The sequence below is a fragment of the Providencia sp. CIM-Carb-044 genome, assembly GCF_033901115.1.
GTDB classification, from domain to species: Bacteria; Pseudomonadota; Gammaproteobacteria; order Enterobacterales; family Enterobacteriaceae; genus Providencia; species Providencia hangzhouensis.
Window position 1 is genome coordinate 187,621 of sequence record NZ_JAXADV010000002.1, and the last position, 15,116, is coordinate 202,736.

Annotated in this window: 18 protein-coding genes and 1 pseudogene; 17 read left to right on the top strand and 2 right to left on the bottom strand. The window is 43.4% G+C overall.

Features of this window, described 5'->3' with window-relative positions:
- Positions 1-33: 33 nt before the first annotated feature.
- Positions 34-1,467, top strand: coding sequence for a hypothetical protein (locus tag SJ312_RS04125; RefSeq protein ID WP_319867008.1), 1,434 nt, complete (start codon positions 34-36; stop codon positions 1,465-1,467).
- A gap of 56 nt (positions 1,468-1,523) precedes the next feature.
- Here the strand turns inward: SJ312_RS04125 and SJ312_RS04130 are convergent, their stop codons facing one another.
- Both SJ312_RS04130 and SJ312_RS04135 read right to left on the bottom strand, forming a co-directional pair.
- Positions 1,524-2,579 carry a phage portal protein gene (locus SJ312_RS04130; protein ID WP_319867010.1) on the bottom strand — a complete coding sequence of 352 codons (1,056 nt, stop codon included), beginning with the start codon at positions 2,577-2,579 and terminating at the stop codon, positions 1,524-1,526.
- A gap of 2 nt (positions 2,580-2,581) precedes the next feature.
- A pseudogene (locus SJ312_RS04135) lies at positions 2,582-4,284 on the bottom strand (terminase large subunit domain-containing protein).
- A 151-nt stretch (positions 4,285-4,435) separates the two neighbouring features.
- On the opposite strand from SJ312_RS04135, the gene SJ312_RS04140 reads away from it, so the two are divergent.
- The 16 genes from SJ312_RS04140 to SJ312_RS04215 all read left to right on the top strand — a co-directional run bounded on the left by SJ312_RS04140 (position 4,436) and on the right by SJ312_RS04215 (position 15,102).
- A complete protein-coding gene (locus SJ312_RS04140; RefSeq protein ID WP_272686759.1) occupies positions 4,436-5,257 on the top strand; it encodes a GPO family capsid scaffolding protein in 822 nt (273 codons plus the stop codon).
- A 55-nt stretch (positions 5,258-5,312) separates the two neighbouring features.
- Positions 5,313-6,350: a phage major capsid protein, P2 family gene (locus SJ312_RS04145; RefSeq protein ID WP_272686758.1), complete on the top strand. Its 1,038-nt coding sequence runs from the start codon at positions 5,313-5,315 to the stop codon at positions 6,348-6,350.
- Positions 6,351-6,413: 63 nt separating this feature from the next.
- On the top strand, positions 6,414-7,190 hold the full coding sequence (gene gpM / locus SJ312_RS04150; RefSeq protein ID WP_272686757.1) for a phage terminase small subunit: 777 nt from the start codon (positions 6,414-6,416) through the stop codon (positions 7,188-7,190).
- A 109-nt stretch (positions 7,191-7,299) separates the two neighbouring features.
- A complete protein-coding gene (locus SJ312_RS04155; RefSeq protein ID WP_272675061.1) occupies positions 7,300-7,788 on the top strand; it encodes a head completion/stabilization protein in 489 nt (162 codons plus the stop codon).
- Positions 7,788-7,991, top strand: a complete 204-nt coding sequence (locus SJ312_RS04160) for a tail protein X (protein WP_123381977.1) — start codon at positions 7,788-7,790, stop codon at positions 7,989-7,991. The genes SJ312_RS04155 and SJ312_RS04160 overlap by 1 nt, the downstream gene beginning before the upstream one ends.
- Before the next feature lie 18 nt (positions 7,992-8,009).
- Positions 8,010-8,297, top strand: coding sequence for a potassium channel protein (locus tag SJ312_RS04165; RefSeq protein ID WP_153673430.1), 288 nt, complete (start codon positions 8,010-8,012; stop codon positions 8,295-8,297).
- A 1-nt stretch (position 8,298) separates the two neighbouring features.
- The gene (locus tag SJ312_RS04170) at positions 8,299-8,835 is read left to right on the top strand and encodes a lysozyme (RefSeq protein WP_319867014.1); all 537 of its coding nucleotides are present in this window, start codon (positions 8,299-8,301) and stop codon (positions 8,833-8,835) included.
- Complete coding sequence (locus SJ312_RS04175) at positions 8,835-9,368, top strand: lysis system i-spanin subunit Rz (protein ID WP_272686755.1); 534 nt, start codon at positions 8,835-8,837, stop codon at positions 9,366-9,368. Before SJ312_RS04170 ends, SJ312_RS04175 begins: the two co-directional genes overlap by 1 nt.
- The gene (locus tag SJ312_RS04180; protein ID WP_004254667.1) at positions 9,365-9,535 is read left to right on the top strand and encodes a hypothetical protein; all 171 of its coding nucleotides are present in this window, start codon (positions 9,365-9,367) and stop codon (positions 9,533-9,535) included. Before SJ312_RS04175 ends, SJ312_RS04180 begins: the two co-directional genes overlap by 4 nt.
- A complete protein-coding gene (locus SJ312_RS04185) occupies positions 9,535-9,987 on the top strand; it encodes a phage tail protein (RefSeq protein WP_004254663.1) in 453 nt (150 codons plus the stop codon). The genes SJ312_RS04180 and SJ312_RS04185 overlap by 1 nt, the downstream gene beginning before the upstream one ends.
- Positions 9,980-10,618, top strand: coding sequence for a phage virion morphogenesis protein (locus tag SJ312_RS04190; RefSeq protein WP_272686754.1), 639 nt, complete (start codon positions 9,980-9,982; stop codon positions 10,616-10,618). Before SJ312_RS04185 ends, SJ312_RS04190 begins: the two co-directional genes overlap by 8 nt.
- The gene (locus SJ312_RS04195) at positions 10,615-11,244 is read left to right on the top strand and encodes a phage baseplate assembly protein V (protein WP_272686753.1); all 630 of its coding nucleotides are present in this window, start codon (positions 10,615-10,617) and stop codon (positions 11,242-11,244) included. The genes SJ312_RS04190 and SJ312_RS04195 overlap by 4 nt, the downstream gene beginning before the upstream one ends.
- Positions 11,241-11,582 carry a GPW/gp25 family protein gene (locus SJ312_RS04200; protein ID WP_141173610.1) on the top strand — a complete coding sequence of 114 codons (342 nt, stop codon included), beginning with the start codon at positions 11,241-11,243 and terminating at the stop codon, positions 11,580-11,582. Before SJ312_RS04195 ends, SJ312_RS04200 begins: the two co-directional genes overlap by 4 nt.
- A gap of 2 nt (positions 11,583-11,584) precedes the next feature.
- On the top strand, positions 11,585-12,496 hold the full coding sequence (locus SJ312_RS04205; RefSeq protein ID WP_319867018.1) for a baseplate J/gp47 family protein: 912 nt from the start codon (positions 11,585-11,587) through the stop codon (positions 12,494-12,496).
- On the top strand, positions 12,489-13,184 hold the full coding sequence (locus SJ312_RS04210) for a phage tail protein I (RefSeq protein ID WP_319867019.1): 696 nt from the start codon (positions 12,489-12,491) through the stop codon (positions 13,182-13,184). The genes SJ312_RS04205 and SJ312_RS04210 overlap by 8 nt, the downstream gene beginning before the upstream one ends.
- Positions 13,177-15,102, top strand: coding sequence for a phage tail protein (locus tag SJ312_RS04215; protein WP_319867243.1), 1,926 nt, complete (start codon positions 13,177-13,179; stop codon positions 15,100-15,102). Before SJ312_RS04210 ends, SJ312_RS04215 begins: the two co-directional genes overlap by 8 nt.
- The last annotated feature ends 14 nt before the right edge of the window (positions 15,103-15,116 follow it).

Consider the following 15,116-nt stretch of genomic DNA (forward strand, 5'->3'; position numbering starts at 1 on the left):
CACTGATATTTGTTAATGATAAATGGAATTGTTATGTTTGATGGTCTTGGTTATGTTGTTGCGATCGGTGCGGTAGTCTTAATTACTTTATGTATAACCTACTTGATTTCGATTGGAAATGCTTTCAACGATACAATACCAAAGGATAAAACCTCAGAATGTAATTCTGAAAAATTTCTTGCTAAGGATGATGAAGAGAATAGTTTTAAAAGTAAATTAAAAAATAATAACAAGGTTTATAAATGGAGAAGTCTGATTATTGCCTCTGTTTTCATTCCATTTTTAAATTTTATATACTATTGTGATGTTGAAATTTATTTTGTTAAAGATAAAGGTGAAATTTTTTTTGGTATTTTCACATTTTTCATATTTACATTTTTGAATTTTTTTCTGGTTGTTTTTAGATTCAATAAATCAAGTGAATTTGTTGGTGCATTCTTAATATCTTTTGTTGCATACAATATTATTTATTTTCCTCAGAAATTAAATGTTGATTTTGAAAATAAAATATATTCATTTATTGCTAATGGAGACACTAACTCTTTAGAAAAAGAATTAGGAAAAAATTGCAGTTTAGTTGAGCATGAATTAGAGGATTATATATGGTATGCATTATTTCGGTCTGAAGCGCCCATTGACTCTTTAGAGTTTTTATTTGGCTGCCAATTTCATGAAGATAACTTTGATGTTAATAGAATAGAAGAGGGTAGACACTACCTCCGGTCTTTTTTTGATAAAAAAATATCAAAGAATATGACTATAAATCATAATCTTGAGGCTCTTTTTGCTGAAAAGTATTTCACTTTACTAGATGAAGAATCAAAACAAAAATTAATATGGGAATTAGTATATAAAATTGCAACTGAAAGTAAGAAGGAATACAGTGATATATATATTAGTAGATTAGATAAGTTAATTGATTTAAATCCAAACATTGCTAGTTATGTTAATCTTCGAGACATTGATTATCATAAAATGATAGAGTATAGAGAAGTTAATGCGGCAAATTATTTTTTAACAAGATTGCCGCCTAGTAATGATGATTACAAATTAGCAATGAACATATTAACGAATAACTTACCTTTCGCAATTGAAAAAGTTAAGAATGATAGAGGTATTTTAGAAAATACAACCATCAATGATATTGATTCCTACTTTTATAAAAAGAAAAATATAAATCTAATTTTTTATGCATTTTATGTTGGTAATGCAGAAATGATTAATTATTTGATTGAAAATAAATTGTTTAAAATCGAAGATTATAACTATGAAATGAAAACGACTGGCAGTTATGAAGCAGGTTGCAACAACTACTTAGTTACAGGTATCGCTGAGAGTTGGACTCTTAATGAAGATGAGAAAAAAGCATTATTACAAAAATTAAAAGGTTTACCAAATATTTGTGATCGAATGATTGAAGTGGAATTAAATAAAATTAATGAGATGTTAGCCAAGTACAAGTCTTAATCGCTGCCTAGATAAGCAAACTGAGTTAATGGACCACTCAGTTTGCTTATCTTTAGTTATTTATAATTCGGCTCTTTACCTTTCGCCTGTGTCAAAAAATCTAGCAACGCATATTGTTTAAAGCGGATCACCTCAACACCTAGCATGTCATTAATTGATTTCATGCTTTCCATCAGCGGTAATAACTCATTGAACCAAAACACCATTGCGGCCTTTTCGATATCGCCAAGGCTACCAGAGCCTTGCGGAATGATACCCATTAGTTGTGGTGGTATACGGTGCATAGCTAACAAATCATCGCGCGTGGTGTCCTTGATGCCGACAAACTCGTCTTTGGCGCTGATTTGGGAGAAAGGTAAAATTTGAATCCCATCTTTGCCACCATTGGCGGCATACACAAAGATATTCTTAAACGCCTTACCTTTACGGGCTTCTGTGAGTGATTTCTTTAATGACTCAACAGCCTTGTCGTCAGCCAAAGCCGCGGAAAGATACACCATGACACCGGCGTGACTGCCATTTTCATAATAGTTGGTCCGAAATAGGGTGGCTGAATGATTCAAGTTAGCGGAAATAAGCCCTGCCAAATAATCGGGAGTGCCATATATCTCTTGGTGAATACACGGATTTTTCAAATGAATAATGCTATTTTTGCGAAATTCGTAGGCATCTTGGTAATTCTTCACTTGCCAGTATTGCCCCTCATTCACACCGGCGCGGGTGTACTTAGCCAATGAGGGTTTTAATGTCAGCATATCGCCGAGCCGGTTAATGCGTTTTTCAAGGTAACCATTACCAAAAACCACAAAATCCTGCGCTAAGGTAGTGAAGTCAGGGCGTGATAAATACGGCGTTGGTTCAAAACAACTGGTGATCACATTACGCTTAAACACTAAGGGTGATTGATGGTAGGCCGCTGACGAGGTAAACGAGCGTGCAATACCAGTAAAATCAATTGGGGTTTCATACCAGCGGCCATTGTGGTTGCACTCCATGCAGTCCAGCAAATCACCGCCGCCAGAGACAATTGATGGCGGGTCAAAAGTAAATGAGCAAAATTCAGGGCTTTGTATTTGTTCTTCGGTTGCTGCTAATTCTGTTGCTTGTTCCATGGTTAAAACTCCATAACTTGTGCGCCAGCGCCGCCAGTTTCACTGGATATCGCTTCGTTAGAGAAAATATTCATTGCCGCCCACGCTAAATCGCCATGGTCTAAGCCGCGAACACGGCTTGATTCATAGGTGATAATCCCGCTTTGGGTTTGCACTTTCTTGATGGTCATAAATGAGGTAATCAGGGGCTTATGTAACCCTGCATCGTATTCAAAACGACCATTACGAATGAGCATGAGCATTTTCATGATCATCATGCGTTTGATAGGAGCCGAATAGTTGAGTAAATTGGCGGCAGGAAAGAATTTAACGACCAGCTCGTGCACGGCGGCACCAGTACCCCCTGTGCCATCAATAGTGATGGATTGCACGTTATAACGTTGAGTAATGCGTTTGATTTCTTCGGCTTGTTTTTCAAAGGCCATCCCGCGTAACTGGATAGTTTCAATAATGCGGAATTTCCCGCCACTGACTGCCGGTGGTGAGGCAACGACTAACCCCAAACCATCGCCATTATCACCGGTACCGGTTGGGTCTGCGCCAACCCAAACAGGGCGATTACCTAGCGGGCGGGGTGCGTAAGGTTTCCAGTCGGGCCAAACATCACTGTTATAGCCATCGACGCCACAATTGATTAAGGCATCATAACTGAATGCTCGTTCACCCGTTTTAACGAACTCACACTCGTATAAATTACGAAAATCATCGGGCGGGTTTTCATCTTTGATTTCTTCCAAATTAACGCGGTTCAGCCCGCGAGCGATGGCATCATGAATATTCACGATTTGCCGCCACATGCTATCCCCGCAGTAATGGCCAAGCTTTAACACCTTGTGGGATAGCTCTATGATTTTGCGCTCTTTCTCCGGCTTGCCTTTGTTATAAAAATCCCCTGTCCAAAATTCATAGGCTTCGTGATCTTCACTGGATGGCGTGGAAAAGTAGGTACGGCGCAATCCCGTTTGTGTGGCCATCGCTGAAGCCACTTTCCGTAATTCCAAGAAACGCGATACCCAAAACACCTCATCAAAATAGAGGTCACCGGTATATGACTGCGCTGTCGCCGCGGCGGTACCCAAGAAAAACAGTATCGCGCCATTCGATAAGATAATTTCATCGCCGCCTTTGAGCTCAACACCCACTTGACGAGCCAATAGTTGAATAAAACGTTTGAATTGAAAAGCCTGTGCACGACTAGCAGATAGAAATATTTGGTTATTGCCAGTTTCCAATGCGGTCAATAGGGCTTCGCGGGCAAAATACCATGTCGCCCCAATTTGCCGCGATTTAAGAATAAAGCGGTTTCGCTGCGTACGTTCTTCCCACCATTGGCGCTGATACTCAAATAAGCTGTCCAGTACCAAGGTTTTCAATTTTTCGATTTGTTCAGGTGTAAAGTGGTTTTTAGGGGCTTTTGTTTTGGTGTTGACCGCCATTTGTTTTTTAAGTTCTAGGCGCTCAAAGCGGTCTAACTGGCGGTAAAGTCATGGGCGGTCATGGTCTCTTTGGCCATGAGGCGTAATACTTTTACGTGAATTTGTTCAGCAACACGATGAATCGGGGAGACTTCATCCCATTTATCGCGCCGGCGCCATGAATAAATGGTGTGAATACTTAAGCCCAGCCGTTTTGCAATCTGCGAAACGCTGTAAGCCTGCCAATAAAGTTCTTTGGCCTCTTGCCGTGGGTCAATGTCTGTTTTCATCATGCTGTCACTTTGTCACGCCCGCGCGTAACCCTCTATGAATATGGGTTCTCATAGCCGTATGAGAACCGTAACTCTTTGAGCAAAAAGAAGATGATTGAGATAGTGGCGTTATCGAAATGACAGTTACGTCAGAAGTGGAGATTGATTTATGTCGCAAGGTAAAAAAACGCGCCAGATAAAGCTGATCGCTTGTGCAGAGGGGATGACACTCAATGGTTTTCCAGTTGAACGCGAGCATATCGAACAGATGGCACAGGATTACGATCCTAAATTCTATTGTGGCCGCGTGAATTTAGACCACATTAAAAGTTTGTTTCCTGATAGCCAATTTCGCAGCTATAGCCTGATTTCAGCAGTGAATACCGTTGAGCTGACCGAGGGTGAATTAGCCGGTAAGTTGGGTTTAGAAGTGACCATCGATATTGATGATTTAAAAGATGAATACATCGTTAATTTGAATAAGTCCGGTCAAAAGATTTTTTCCAGTATTGAGTATTTCCCCTCGTTCCCACAAACCAAGCGCGCCTATTTAACCGGTGTGGCGTTGACTGATTACCCCGCGGCTATTGGTTCCCGTCCTATTGAACTAAGCGCGGTTTCTCGCGGCTTACCGGATAGCGGCAATTACTTTACTGCTTCATTAGAAACACAATGCCATTTGTTAAGTGAGCAACACACCGAACACCAAGAGGAAAAGGAAGCCGGTAAGAAGTTTTTATCGACGGTGAAACAGTGGCTAGGGCTTGAGCGTAATCACAACTCAGAAGAAACCACCAACCTAAAAACAGCCATTGAGTTGACTGCACAGCAATGCGGCACGTTATTAACAGAACAAGCGGCGCATAAGCAAGAGTTAACAAAGCTGGCCAATGATTTTAGTGAGCTCAAGAAAAAGTTAGAGCTCACGGATGGTTCTGGAGAAAGTCGCCCGCCAGTGACAGGCGGCTCGGTCAAGCTGGCCGACTATTAAGTCTGATCTGCGTTCTTACGCGTTCTTAAATTTCAATAAATAAAAGGTTTTTACTATGGGTATCAGTAATGAATCAATGGGGAGTTATCTCTCATGGCTTGACCAGCAAGCCCGATTAAATGGGGTACGCCGCGAGGGTTCATCATTAAATTTTAGTGTTGATCCCGCGGTTCAGCAGCGCTTAGAAAAAGCGAAAATGGAAAATAGCCCATTTCTAAAAGAGGTCAATTCATTTGGGGTGACAGACCAGGAAGGGCAAAAAGTGTTTGGCTCAGTGAGTAAGCCCATCGCAAGTACGAACACCTCGACTACAGACCGTCGCAACCCTGAACAGGTGCATGATGAAAGTAGCGATGATTACCGTTGCGATCAAACCAACTGGGATACTTACATCCCGTATTCATGGTTAGACGCATGGGCGGGACACCCTGAGTTTCAGCCAATGATTAGCCAATTGATTGCACAGCAAGAAGCTAATGACCGTTTAATGATTGGGTTCAACGGTGTGAAACGGGTAAAAAAATCCAATAAATCGGATAACCCATTGTTACAGGACGTCAATATTGGTTGGCTGCAAAAAATCCGTAATGCTGCGCCACAACGCGTGATGAAAGATGTCACGTTAACCAGCCGTGATGAAAGCGGGAAAATCATTGCCAAAGGGATGTATGCCAATGTGGATGCGATGGTATTCGATGCGGTGAATTCATTGTTAGACCCGTGGCACCGCCGTGCGCAGGGCTTAGTGGCGATCACCGGTTATCAGCTCTATACCGATAAAAACTTCAAAATCATGAACCAGCACAGTGAGCAAAACCCAAACATGGAAATGCTCGCGGGTAATGAACTGTTGAAATTGAGTTCAATGGGTAACTTACCGACCTTACAAGTGCCGTTTTTCCCCGATGGCGCAACCTTGATAACGACCTTTAAAAACCTGTCTGTGTACTGGCAAAAAGGTAAATATCGCCGAGTGATCAAAGATGAGCCGGAATATAACCGCGTAGCGACTTACTCGTCGGGCAATGAGGGCTATGTGATTGAAGATTATGGCCTGTCTTGTCTGATTGAAGGCATTAATTACGCGCAGTAATCATTAAATCAGCGCTGCAATTCGTTGTGGCGCTGTATTGACCAATTAACGCGGGGAAACGCAATGGAACATTTAACACCAGCCCAGCAACACTGGCAAAAAACCATGGCATCGCGCCGAGGTGATTTAGATGGCGAGCTGTCACGAGCAGATATGACAGCGTATGAAAATATTTTACACCGCTTACGTGCTGACCAAGCGCAGTTAGGCAATATTCGCGGTAATGACCGTAAAGCCGAGTATAAGCGGGAAGTATTGCCTAATTATCGCAGCTGGATTGATGGGGTGCTGGAAAGCCAAAGCGGTGTGGCTGATGAAGTTTTTACACGCACTTTGATTTGGCATATTGATGCCGGTTTGTATGCCGAAGCCTTAAAGATGGCCGAGTATGCCATTCAGTTCAATTTACCGTTACCAGACAGCTATAACCGAAATTTAGCAACGGCTTTAGTGGATGAAATCTGCGACTGGTCACTCGCCGTTAAAGCGAGTGGGAAAGAGGATGAATTGGTTGCGTCATTAGAGGAATTATTTGAATTAGAACGCATTACCAGTCAGGCAGATATGCCTGATGGGGCGCGAGCCAAACTGTATAAAGTCATTGGTTTAACGTTAAAAGCCGATGAAAAACAGCAAGAAAAGTCACTTGAATACCTGCAAAAAGCCATTTTAGCCGACAAAGAAATCGGCGTGAAAAAAGACATTGAGCAGTTATTACGGGCAGTCAATAAAAAGGCTGAAGCCGAAAAAGAGCCGGCCAGTTCTGATAATGGGGGCGAGGTTGAGCCGCCAAAAGCTAAAAAAACACAAAAGAAATCAACGGCTACTAAGAAAAAATAATTAGTAGCATTAACCGAGTTGCACCCGCGTGCCACGGAGGCACAGCAATAATAAAGGGTTAACCCTCTGTATTGTCGCTGTCCACCTCCGTTTTTTCAAAGGGGTAATCATGGGCTTAGTGGCATCAAAACAGATTCATAGCGTGCAAGACGAAAGCATCAGTGATGGTGATGAAAAAATCACGTCAGGTGAATTTTGGCCAGATATTGGCTTAGACCAGTTACGTCAATCCATGCGTTTGACAGGTAATGTCACCACAAGCCGCTTAAAGCATATGGCCACTGAAGCGGTGTTGTATGTCAATCAGCTATTGGATGAATGGCGGCAGGAACAGAACGCCAAAGGGCTTAACCAGTTATCTGCGGTGCCATCACCGCAAATTAACGATACCACGGCCGTTGTTTTTCGGTATCACCATGCGGTGTATAGCTTTACCAAAGCCTTATTGATTGAAAACTACCGCGACATTGACACCACGCGCGAGGGTGAAAAACACGCCCAAGCCTTGAGCACGCAAATTGATGATCTGCGCCGCGATGGCCAAAACGCCGTGCGGGATATTCTCGGCAAGTTACGCATGTTTGCGGAGCTCGTCTAATGAAAGTGCAAGCGCTGCAAGGTGACACCGTTGACCTGTTGTGTTGGCGGCATTATGGGCGTACTCAGGGCATCGTTGAGCAAGTATTACAAGCCAATCCGAATTTGGTTGAGGGCGGCATACAGCTAGCCGCGGGGCAATGGGTGGAATTACCCGAACTCGCACCGGTGGCAAAACAAGAAATGATCCAACTTTGGGATTAACAAAACAGGATTAATAGCATGAATGATTGGTGGAGCCGCCTAACTTACGCACTTTCTGGATTTGGCGGTTTATTCAGTGGGTCGGGCATTTTAGGGTTTTTTGGTGATTTCTCCGTGTATGAGTGGGGTTTTTTAATCGGGTTAATTGCCAGTGTTTCATTGGGCGTAATGACCTACCGGTTAAACCGCCGTGAGCAAATGAAACGCACACGCATATTAGAACGTTATTTCTCTCGCCACCCCATCAGTGAACGCGATATTGAAAACATTGTGAAAGTGACCGAGCAATCACCAAAGGATTTATGAAATGAACACCAAATCACGATTAAGTCAGGCTGTTATTGCGTTGATTATTTCCGGTGCCAGTGGCGGTGCGATCCTCTCCGGCTTTTTGGATGAAAAAGAGGGGAATTCGCTCAAGGCGTATCGTGACGGGGGCGGCGTGGTCAGTATTTGTCGTGGTGTGACACGCATTGATGGTAAACCGGTAAAAATGGGTACCCAATTATCCCCAGCGGAATGTGACCGGCTAAACCAGATTGAAGCTGACAAAGCAATTGCATGGGTTAAGCGCCATGTGCATGTCCCGCTGACCGAACCGCAAATCGCCGGTATTGCGTCATTTTGCCCTTACAACATAGGACCATATAAATGTTTTTCATCCACGTTCTACCGCAAGTTAAATGCGGGCGATATCAAGGGCGCTTGTGCGGAGCTACCTAAATGGACGCGGGATGGTGGTAAAGATTGCCGACAAACCAAAGGCCAGCCAAACGGCTGTTATGGCCAAGTGATCCGCCGTGACCAAGAGGCCGAATTACTGTGCGGCGAATGGGGGCGGTAATGGTGAATTATCGTCAGGTTTTTGGGGGATATTTCGCGGTTGCTTGTATTGCAGCATTAGTGAGCGGCGGTGCGGTGTTTGGCATTGCACGTTTGGACTTCAAAGCCAAGTTAAGTGTGAGCGAACTGGGGCACCAAATGGCACTCAGTGCGATAAGCGCCCAAGCCTTTATTGATGCAAATGAAAAACTCGCTCAACTAAAAAAAGCACAAGAGACCTTGCACCAGCTTGATGTGACCTATAGCCAGAGGTTGTTAAATGAACAAAATGAATCTCAACGTTTGCGTGATGATTTGCTCACTGAGCGTCGTCGCGTGCAGTTCGCCAGCGCCGACCTTGCAACCTGTGAGCTCACCATCAATCACACTGCCCGCGCCGGCAGCGTGGGCGATGCTGCCACCGTCGGACTCACTCGAAAAGGTGGACTTATTGTTCACGATATCCGAACCGGAATTAAACAAGACAGAGCCAAAATAAGTTATTTACAGGGCTATATCCGTGACGTGGTAGACCAGTGCAAGGGGGCGAAATGAAAATATTATTCAATATCTTGATGTTTATCGTGTTTATTCTCCTGTTAACCGTGGTTTTGCTTCGCGGTGTGGTGTTACTGCAAGAACCCAAATGCGCCACGGCACCACTACAAGAACGCATTGAAATGCGTTGCCAAAAAGCACTCTATGACACTCGGGGGAGATAATGTTAAAGCCAAATCTATTACGACAAACTATTGTTGAGCAGATACCCCAGTTTAAACAAAACCCTGATTTATTAGAGGTCTATATCACAGAGGGTGGGATACAAGCCACGGGCACACAATCCGCATCTTACTTGAATGAGTACCAAATTCAGGTATTGGCCATGGATTACGCCGGCGAATTGAGCGCATTGTCATTGGCCATCCTGACTTTTGCCCGAAAACATCAGCCGGATTTGTTATTTAACCCTGATAAACGGGCGAATGGAATTCGCTATAAGGCCGACATTCTCGACAATGAAAAAATCGACGTGCTGTATACCATCAAGGCCACCGAGCGCGTGATTGTTAAAAAAGTGAATGGAAAAATTGTTCAAGAGCATATTTCCGAGCCTGAAATCGCCTTACCTGCATGGGATATCGTGATCGATGAGGGGGTGATGGTTCATGAGTGATAACAGCCTATTTATGCAACTTGAAAATGAGCTTAATGGCTTGTTATCGACAACCTCAGCGGCTTACCGGCGAAAACTGACGGGCAAATTAGCGCGGGCAATTCGTGCTGACCAGCAAAAGCGCATTCGCAGCCAAAAAAATGCGGACGGCTCGGCCTATGAACCCCGTAAGCGCAAAGTGTTACGCGCACAGCAGCAAATCCGATTTATTCACCGTGGTGATGTTCGCACCCTGCGAAATTGGCAGGGGTCAAAAGGTCGTCGCGGTAAAACCATCACCGGTTTTGATGAAGATAGAGGCGCGGTAAGAACCTTTTATCGCCAAGATATTACCCGTTTTTTAGATATTAATTTTTCCTCGGTCAAGCGCAGTACCAAACGTAATGTGCCGATGTTCAGGCGGCTTAGGGCGGCACGTTTTCTTCATGCCCGCAATACACAAGATAGCGCCATTGTTGGATTTCAGGGCAAAGCTGCAGCAATTGCGCGGGAACATCAATACGGGCTTGAAGGGACAGTAAATGAGCTGGCGCGGGCACGCTACCCCAAACGGGAGTTATTGGGGCTATCAGAGCATGAACGCTTAGGTTTATTGGAAATGATTTATCTCGACTTGGTGGGGCAGTTATGAATTTACAAGAGCTATACCGTTTACTCAGTAACCTTTTTCGACAAGGCGTGGTCACTGAGGTGGATTTAGACAATAACTGTTGCCGTGTCCAAGTCGGGGAGTTAGTCACAGATTGGATTCGATGGTTAGTGCATCGCGCCGGTGAATCTCGGAGTTACTGGGCGCCAACGGTAGGTGAACAAGTGTTAATTGGTGCGATAGGTGGTGAGCTAACAACCGGTTTTGTTTTGGGCTCCCTGTATAGCAATGCGAACCCCGCGCCAACACATTCAGCTAATGCATTACACCACACTTTTCCCGATGGTGCAGTGATTGAGTATGAGCCAGAAAACGGAACATTAAAGGCCGTCGGTATTAAAAAAGCGGTGATAGAGGCTAGCGATGAAATTAGTGCTACAACCCAAAAAGTGATTTGCAAAGCCTCTGTCGAAATCAAGCTCGATACACCGAACGTGATTTGTACTAACAACCTCACTACAGCCACATTGAATGTGGAAAAGGGCGGTGAAATGACGGGTAATTTTAACCATAACGGCGGTGCGATAACGTCTAATGGTGTGGTTATTCATACTCACCAACATGGCGGTGTGCGTTCGGGTGGGGATACATCAGGGGAACCGGTATGAAATATTGCGGCATGAATGCGAAAACAGGGCAAAGCCTTACTGATAATGAGCATATTCGCCAAAGTATCGCTGATATTTTGCGAACGCCCATTGGTTCGCGGGTGATGCGCCGGCAATACGGCTCACTGTTGTATGACTTGATTGACCAGCCACAAAACCCTGCACTGAGACTCAAAATTATGAGTGCGTGTTATATGGCGTTAATGCAGTGGGAGCCCCGCGTTAGGCTGCAAACCATTGATTATATTCGTTCAGATGTTGGCGAGATGGGCGTGAGTTTATCCGGTGTCATTATGCAAACGGGTGAACCGATTTCGATTTCTATTCCAGTGAGGTAGGTATGGCAGCCAGTATTGATTTAAGTTTGTTACCCGCGCCGGATGTGGTCGAAACGTTAGATTATGAGGTGCTATTAGCCGAGCGAAAAACCGCGCTAATTAATGCTATGCCAGCAGAGCTACAGGAAGCGATAGCCCGTACCTTGGAATTAGAATCTGATCCCCTAACAAAGTTATTGGAAGAAAGCTGTTACCGTGAATTGATACTACGTCAGCGTATCAATGAAGCCGCACGCGCAAGTATGGTGGCCTTTGCCAACGGTGCCGACCTTGACCAACTCGCGGCCAATAACAACGTGAAACGCCTGATGTTATCAGCCGGCGACGAAAGCGCCATCCCACCGATTGCGCCGGTGTATGAGTCGGATTCCAATTTACGCATGCGTATACCGGCCGCTTTCGAAGCGTTAAGCGTAGCAGGCCCTATTGGCAGTTATGAATATCATGCACGCTCTGCCGATGGTCGGGTTTCTGATGCCTCGGTAATTAGTCCGCTACCGGCTCATGTCACGGTCACTGTTTTATCTCGTGAGGGGAACGGCAGCGCACCGGCTGATTTAATTGAGAAAGTCGATATGGCGTTAAACGATGAAGATGTTAGGCCGGTGGCTGACCGTGTGACTGTGCAATCAGCCAAGATTATCAATTATGAAATCGACGCGGTGATTTACTGTTATCCCTCCCCTGAATACGAACCGATTATGGCGGCGGCAGAGGAACAAGTGAAACGCTATGCGACACAGCAACACCGGTTAGGCCGTGACATTGTGCTCAGTGCGATTTATGCCGCGCTGCATGTTCAAGGCGTGCAACGTGTCGAACTGAAAAAGCCCACAGCAGATATCAAATTGGATAAAACACAGGCCAGCTTCTGCACACAAATTAACGTGGCACTAGGGGGCTCAGATGAATAATCGTTTATTACCTGTCGGCTCATCACCGTTAGAGCTCGCGGCGGCTGAGTCATTGGCACAGATTGAGTGTGTGCCTATTCCGATCCGCATTCTATGGAACCCTGATTTATGCCCCGTGCATTTGCTGCCGTATTTGGCGTGGGCGTTTAGTGTTGACCGGTGGGATAAAAACTGGACGGAAAAATCCAAGCGGGATGCCGTGAAAGCCGCCATGTTTATTCATAAGCACAAGGGCACCATTGGTGCATTGCGCCGCGTGGTTGCTCCTATTGGTACGTTAATTAATGTTGATGAATGGTTTGAAGATGCCTCAGAGGTGGGGACATTCAAACTTGATATTGCATTAAGAGACACGGGTATTGATGAAGAAACACATATTGAGTTGACTAACGTCATTAATGACACCAAGCCAGTGAGCCGAAAACTCACCAATATCACACTGCACTTAGAAACTGAAAGTGTGATTAATGTGGGTGCCTTGGTCGAGGATGGTAGCTTAACAACCATTTACCCCTATTCACCAGAGTGTATTTATTTAGATGCCGCTCAAGTTATCGCGGTTTCCTTATTCGGTGGTGATATTTTATCGATTTATCCACCTCAACCACCAGAAATTATTGTCTCAACGCATTCGCATAGTGCTGTTGCTTTATATCATGCTGACGTTATGGAGATTTCTAATGTCTAAACCGTATTATTCTATTTTAACTAACATAGGCGAGAACTTAGTCGCTAAAGCAACCGCATTAGGCACTAAGTTAGATTTAACAACAATGGCCGTAGGGGATGGAAATGGAAAATTACCTGCGCCAGACCCTGCACAAATAAAACTAGTCAATGAAAAGCGCCGCGCCGCAGTTAATTCATTGGAAATCGACAAAAATAATCCAAATATCATTATTGTTGAACATATTATCCCCGAAACCGAGGGCGGTTGGTGGGTGCGCGAAATTGGGTTATTTGATTCCGAGGGTAATTTAATTGCTGTTGGGAATTGCCCTGAAACTTATAAGCCTAAAATGATTGAAGGCTCTGGACGTACTCAAATTATTCGAATGATGATTGTTGTTAAATCGACAGAGTGTATAGAGTTAAAATCTGATCCGTCTATTGTACTGGCAACACGTGAATATGTAGATGGAAAAAATGAAGGGTTAAATGAGGATAAGTTTGATAAAGGGAATGTCACTGGTGAGCTTGGAGCTTCAAAAGATAAAGTTATCAACCAAGAGGTTGTTACAAAGTTATTTGGGGAAAAAGATACGCAAATAGCCAAAGTAAATAATTTTATTCCCGCATCAGCAATATCGACAACCAATAAAAAAATTGTAGTAGAGGTGGTCGATTCAGATCCAAGTAAAGGGAATGGATATATTAATACCTATCGTCACACAAAATCGGGGTTTTGGATAAGAGAACGAATAGTGACGGGAGGTTACTCGGGTGATGGAAGCTTAAAAGATAACAACTGTCCAGTTTGGCGATTAGGTCAGCTTTTTATTGTTCCTCATTTACTGACATTAAAGCAGGCTCTTTCTGATAAGAGTGAAAATGTAAGTACATGGAAATTTTTGCCTGACCAGTTCATAAAGGGCGATGGAAAGAATCAAGTTTCGTTTTATCAGATATCTGGGAACGAGGGGGAGTTTGTTGAGTTCACCACATCAACAAAAGAAAAAGAAATAAATATTCTTTTTGCTGCAACAAGTACAACTGACGCTGTTATGACCGTTGAAGTTTATTTAGGTAATACTCTCATCTCAACGGAGAAAATAAATACTCTAGGCACGGGCAAGGAAAGTAATTTCAATACCTATATTGGAAGTATTAGAAACCCTCGACCAAGTAGTTTAGTGAGAGTCAAAGTCATTAAAGGAAGTGATAGGTTTGCTTATATAGCAGGTATTAATGCTAACTTTGATAACCATGTTGCAGACGATATTGATAAATTATATTGGTCTATCTTTAACAAGACGCAATTAATTAGACCGACACAAACAGGGGCGATGTGTTACGTTTTTAAGGAGTCAACAACAGGGTTATTTGGCGGGGAGTCTCACGGCGGGGAAACTCCATTATTACAAAAAATTTATGTCGATAATGTTGATGTGTCATTGGTGAATGATACGATTTTTTCATGCGAATCATTCCGCGTAGTTCAAGAAACTAAAATAGACTGGAATAAAGAAAATAGTATCAAATGTTTTACTGAGCACCGGTTTAATGGTGATGGGACTCATGAGTTTATAGGCTCATTTTTACCGTCTGATAATTTTTATGCATCTGCTGCTTATTGCCCTATGCTGACAGTAGATAGTAACTATTTCCGACGAGTTACATTTCCAGAGTCTATAAAAATGGATAACTATCCAGACAAATCGTCAGTAACATTTAATTACGCAATCAATAAGTTTGAAATTCAAGGAAAAGATAATGCATTTACAACCGGTTTAGTTTGGAGTTCTTCATTGAATAACAATAAAATATCAAATTTGCTAGTAAAACCTTACGGCGATAATTCGACTAAGTTATATGCAGGGCCTGTTGTTAGTGAAGCATTGCTTTTAAAACCGTTTTCAATTCATCAGTTTCGGTATTATTTTTAATGTATTAATTTTAT

What these genes read in the sequence shown, in the direction of transcription:
- SJ312_RS04125 (WP_319867008.1), top strand. Translation starts at nt 34, where the DNA reads ATGTTTGATGGTCTTGGTTATGTTGTTGCGATCGGTGCGGTAGTCTTA.
- SJ312_RS04190 (WP_272686754.1), top strand. Translation starts at nt 9,980, where the DNA reads ATGAGTGATAACAGCCTATTTATGCAACTTGAAAATGAGCTTAATGGC.
- SJ312_RS04210 (WP_319867019.1), top strand. Translation starts at nt 12,489, where the DNA reads ATGAATAATCGTTTATTACCTGTCGGCTCATCACCGTTAGAGCTCGCG.
- SJ312_RS04195 (WP_272686753.1), top strand. Translation starts at nt 10,615, where the DNA reads ATGAATTTACAAGAGCTATACCGTTTACTCAGTAACCTTTTTCGACAA.
- SJ312_RS04130 (WP_319867010.1), bottom strand. Translation starts at nt 2,579, where the DNA reads ATGGAACAAGCAACAGAATTAGCAGCAACCGAAGAACAAATACAAAGC.
- SJ312_RS04140 (WP_272686759.1), top strand. Translation starts at nt 4,436, where the DNA reads ATGTCGCAAGGTAAAAAAACGCGCCAGATAAAGCTGATCGCTTGTGCA.
- SJ312_RS04215 (WP_319867243.1), top strand. Translation starts at nt 13,177, where the DNA reads ATGTCTAAACCGTATTATTCTATTTTAACTAACATAGGCGAGAACTTA.
- SJ312_RS04200 (WP_141173610.1), top strand. Translation starts at nt 11,241, where the DNA reads ATGAAATATTGCGGCATGAATGCGAAAACAGGGCAAAGCCTTACTGAT.
- SJ312_RS04145 (WP_272686758.1), top strand. Translation starts at nt 5,313, where the DNA reads ATGGGTATCAGTAATGAATCAATGGGGAGTTATCTCTCATGGCTTGAC.
- SJ312_RS04165 (WP_153673430.1), top strand. Translation starts at nt 8,010, where the DNA reads ATGAATGATTGGTGGAGCCGCCTAACTTACGCACTTTCTGGATTTGGC.
- SJ312_RS04205 (WP_319867018.1), top strand. Translation starts at nt 11,585, where the DNA reads ATGGCAGCCAGTATTGATTTAAGTTTGTTACCCGCGCCGGATGTGGTC.
- SJ312_RS04170 (WP_319867014.1), top strand. Translation starts at nt 8,299, where the DNA reads ATGAACACCAAATCACGATTAAGTCAGGCTGTTATTGCGTTGATTATT.
- SJ312_RS04160 (WP_123381977.1), top strand. Translation starts at nt 7,788, where the DNA reads ATGAAAGTGCAAGCGCTGCAAGGTGACACCGTTGACCTGTTGTGTTGG.
- gpM (WP_272686757.1), top strand. Translation starts at nt 6,414, where the DNA reads ATGGAACATTTAACACCAGCCCAGCAACACTGGCAAAAAACCATGGCA.
- SJ312_RS04180 (WP_004254667.1), top strand. Translation starts at nt 9,365, where the DNA reads ATGAAAATATTATTCAATATCTTGATGTTTATCGTGTTTATTCTCCTG.
- SJ312_RS04155 (WP_272675061.1), top strand. Translation starts at nt 7,300, where the DNA reads ATGGGCTTAGTGGCATCAAAACAGATTCATAGCGTGCAAGACGAAAGC.
- SJ312_RS04175 (WP_272686755.1), top strand. Translation starts at nt 8,835, where the DNA reads ATGGTGAATTATCGTCAGGTTTTTGGGGGATATTTCGCGGTTGCTTGT.
- SJ312_RS04185 (WP_004254663.1), top strand. Translation starts at nt 9,535, where the DNA reads ATGTTAAAGCCAAATCTATTACGACAAACTATTGTTGAGCAGATACCC.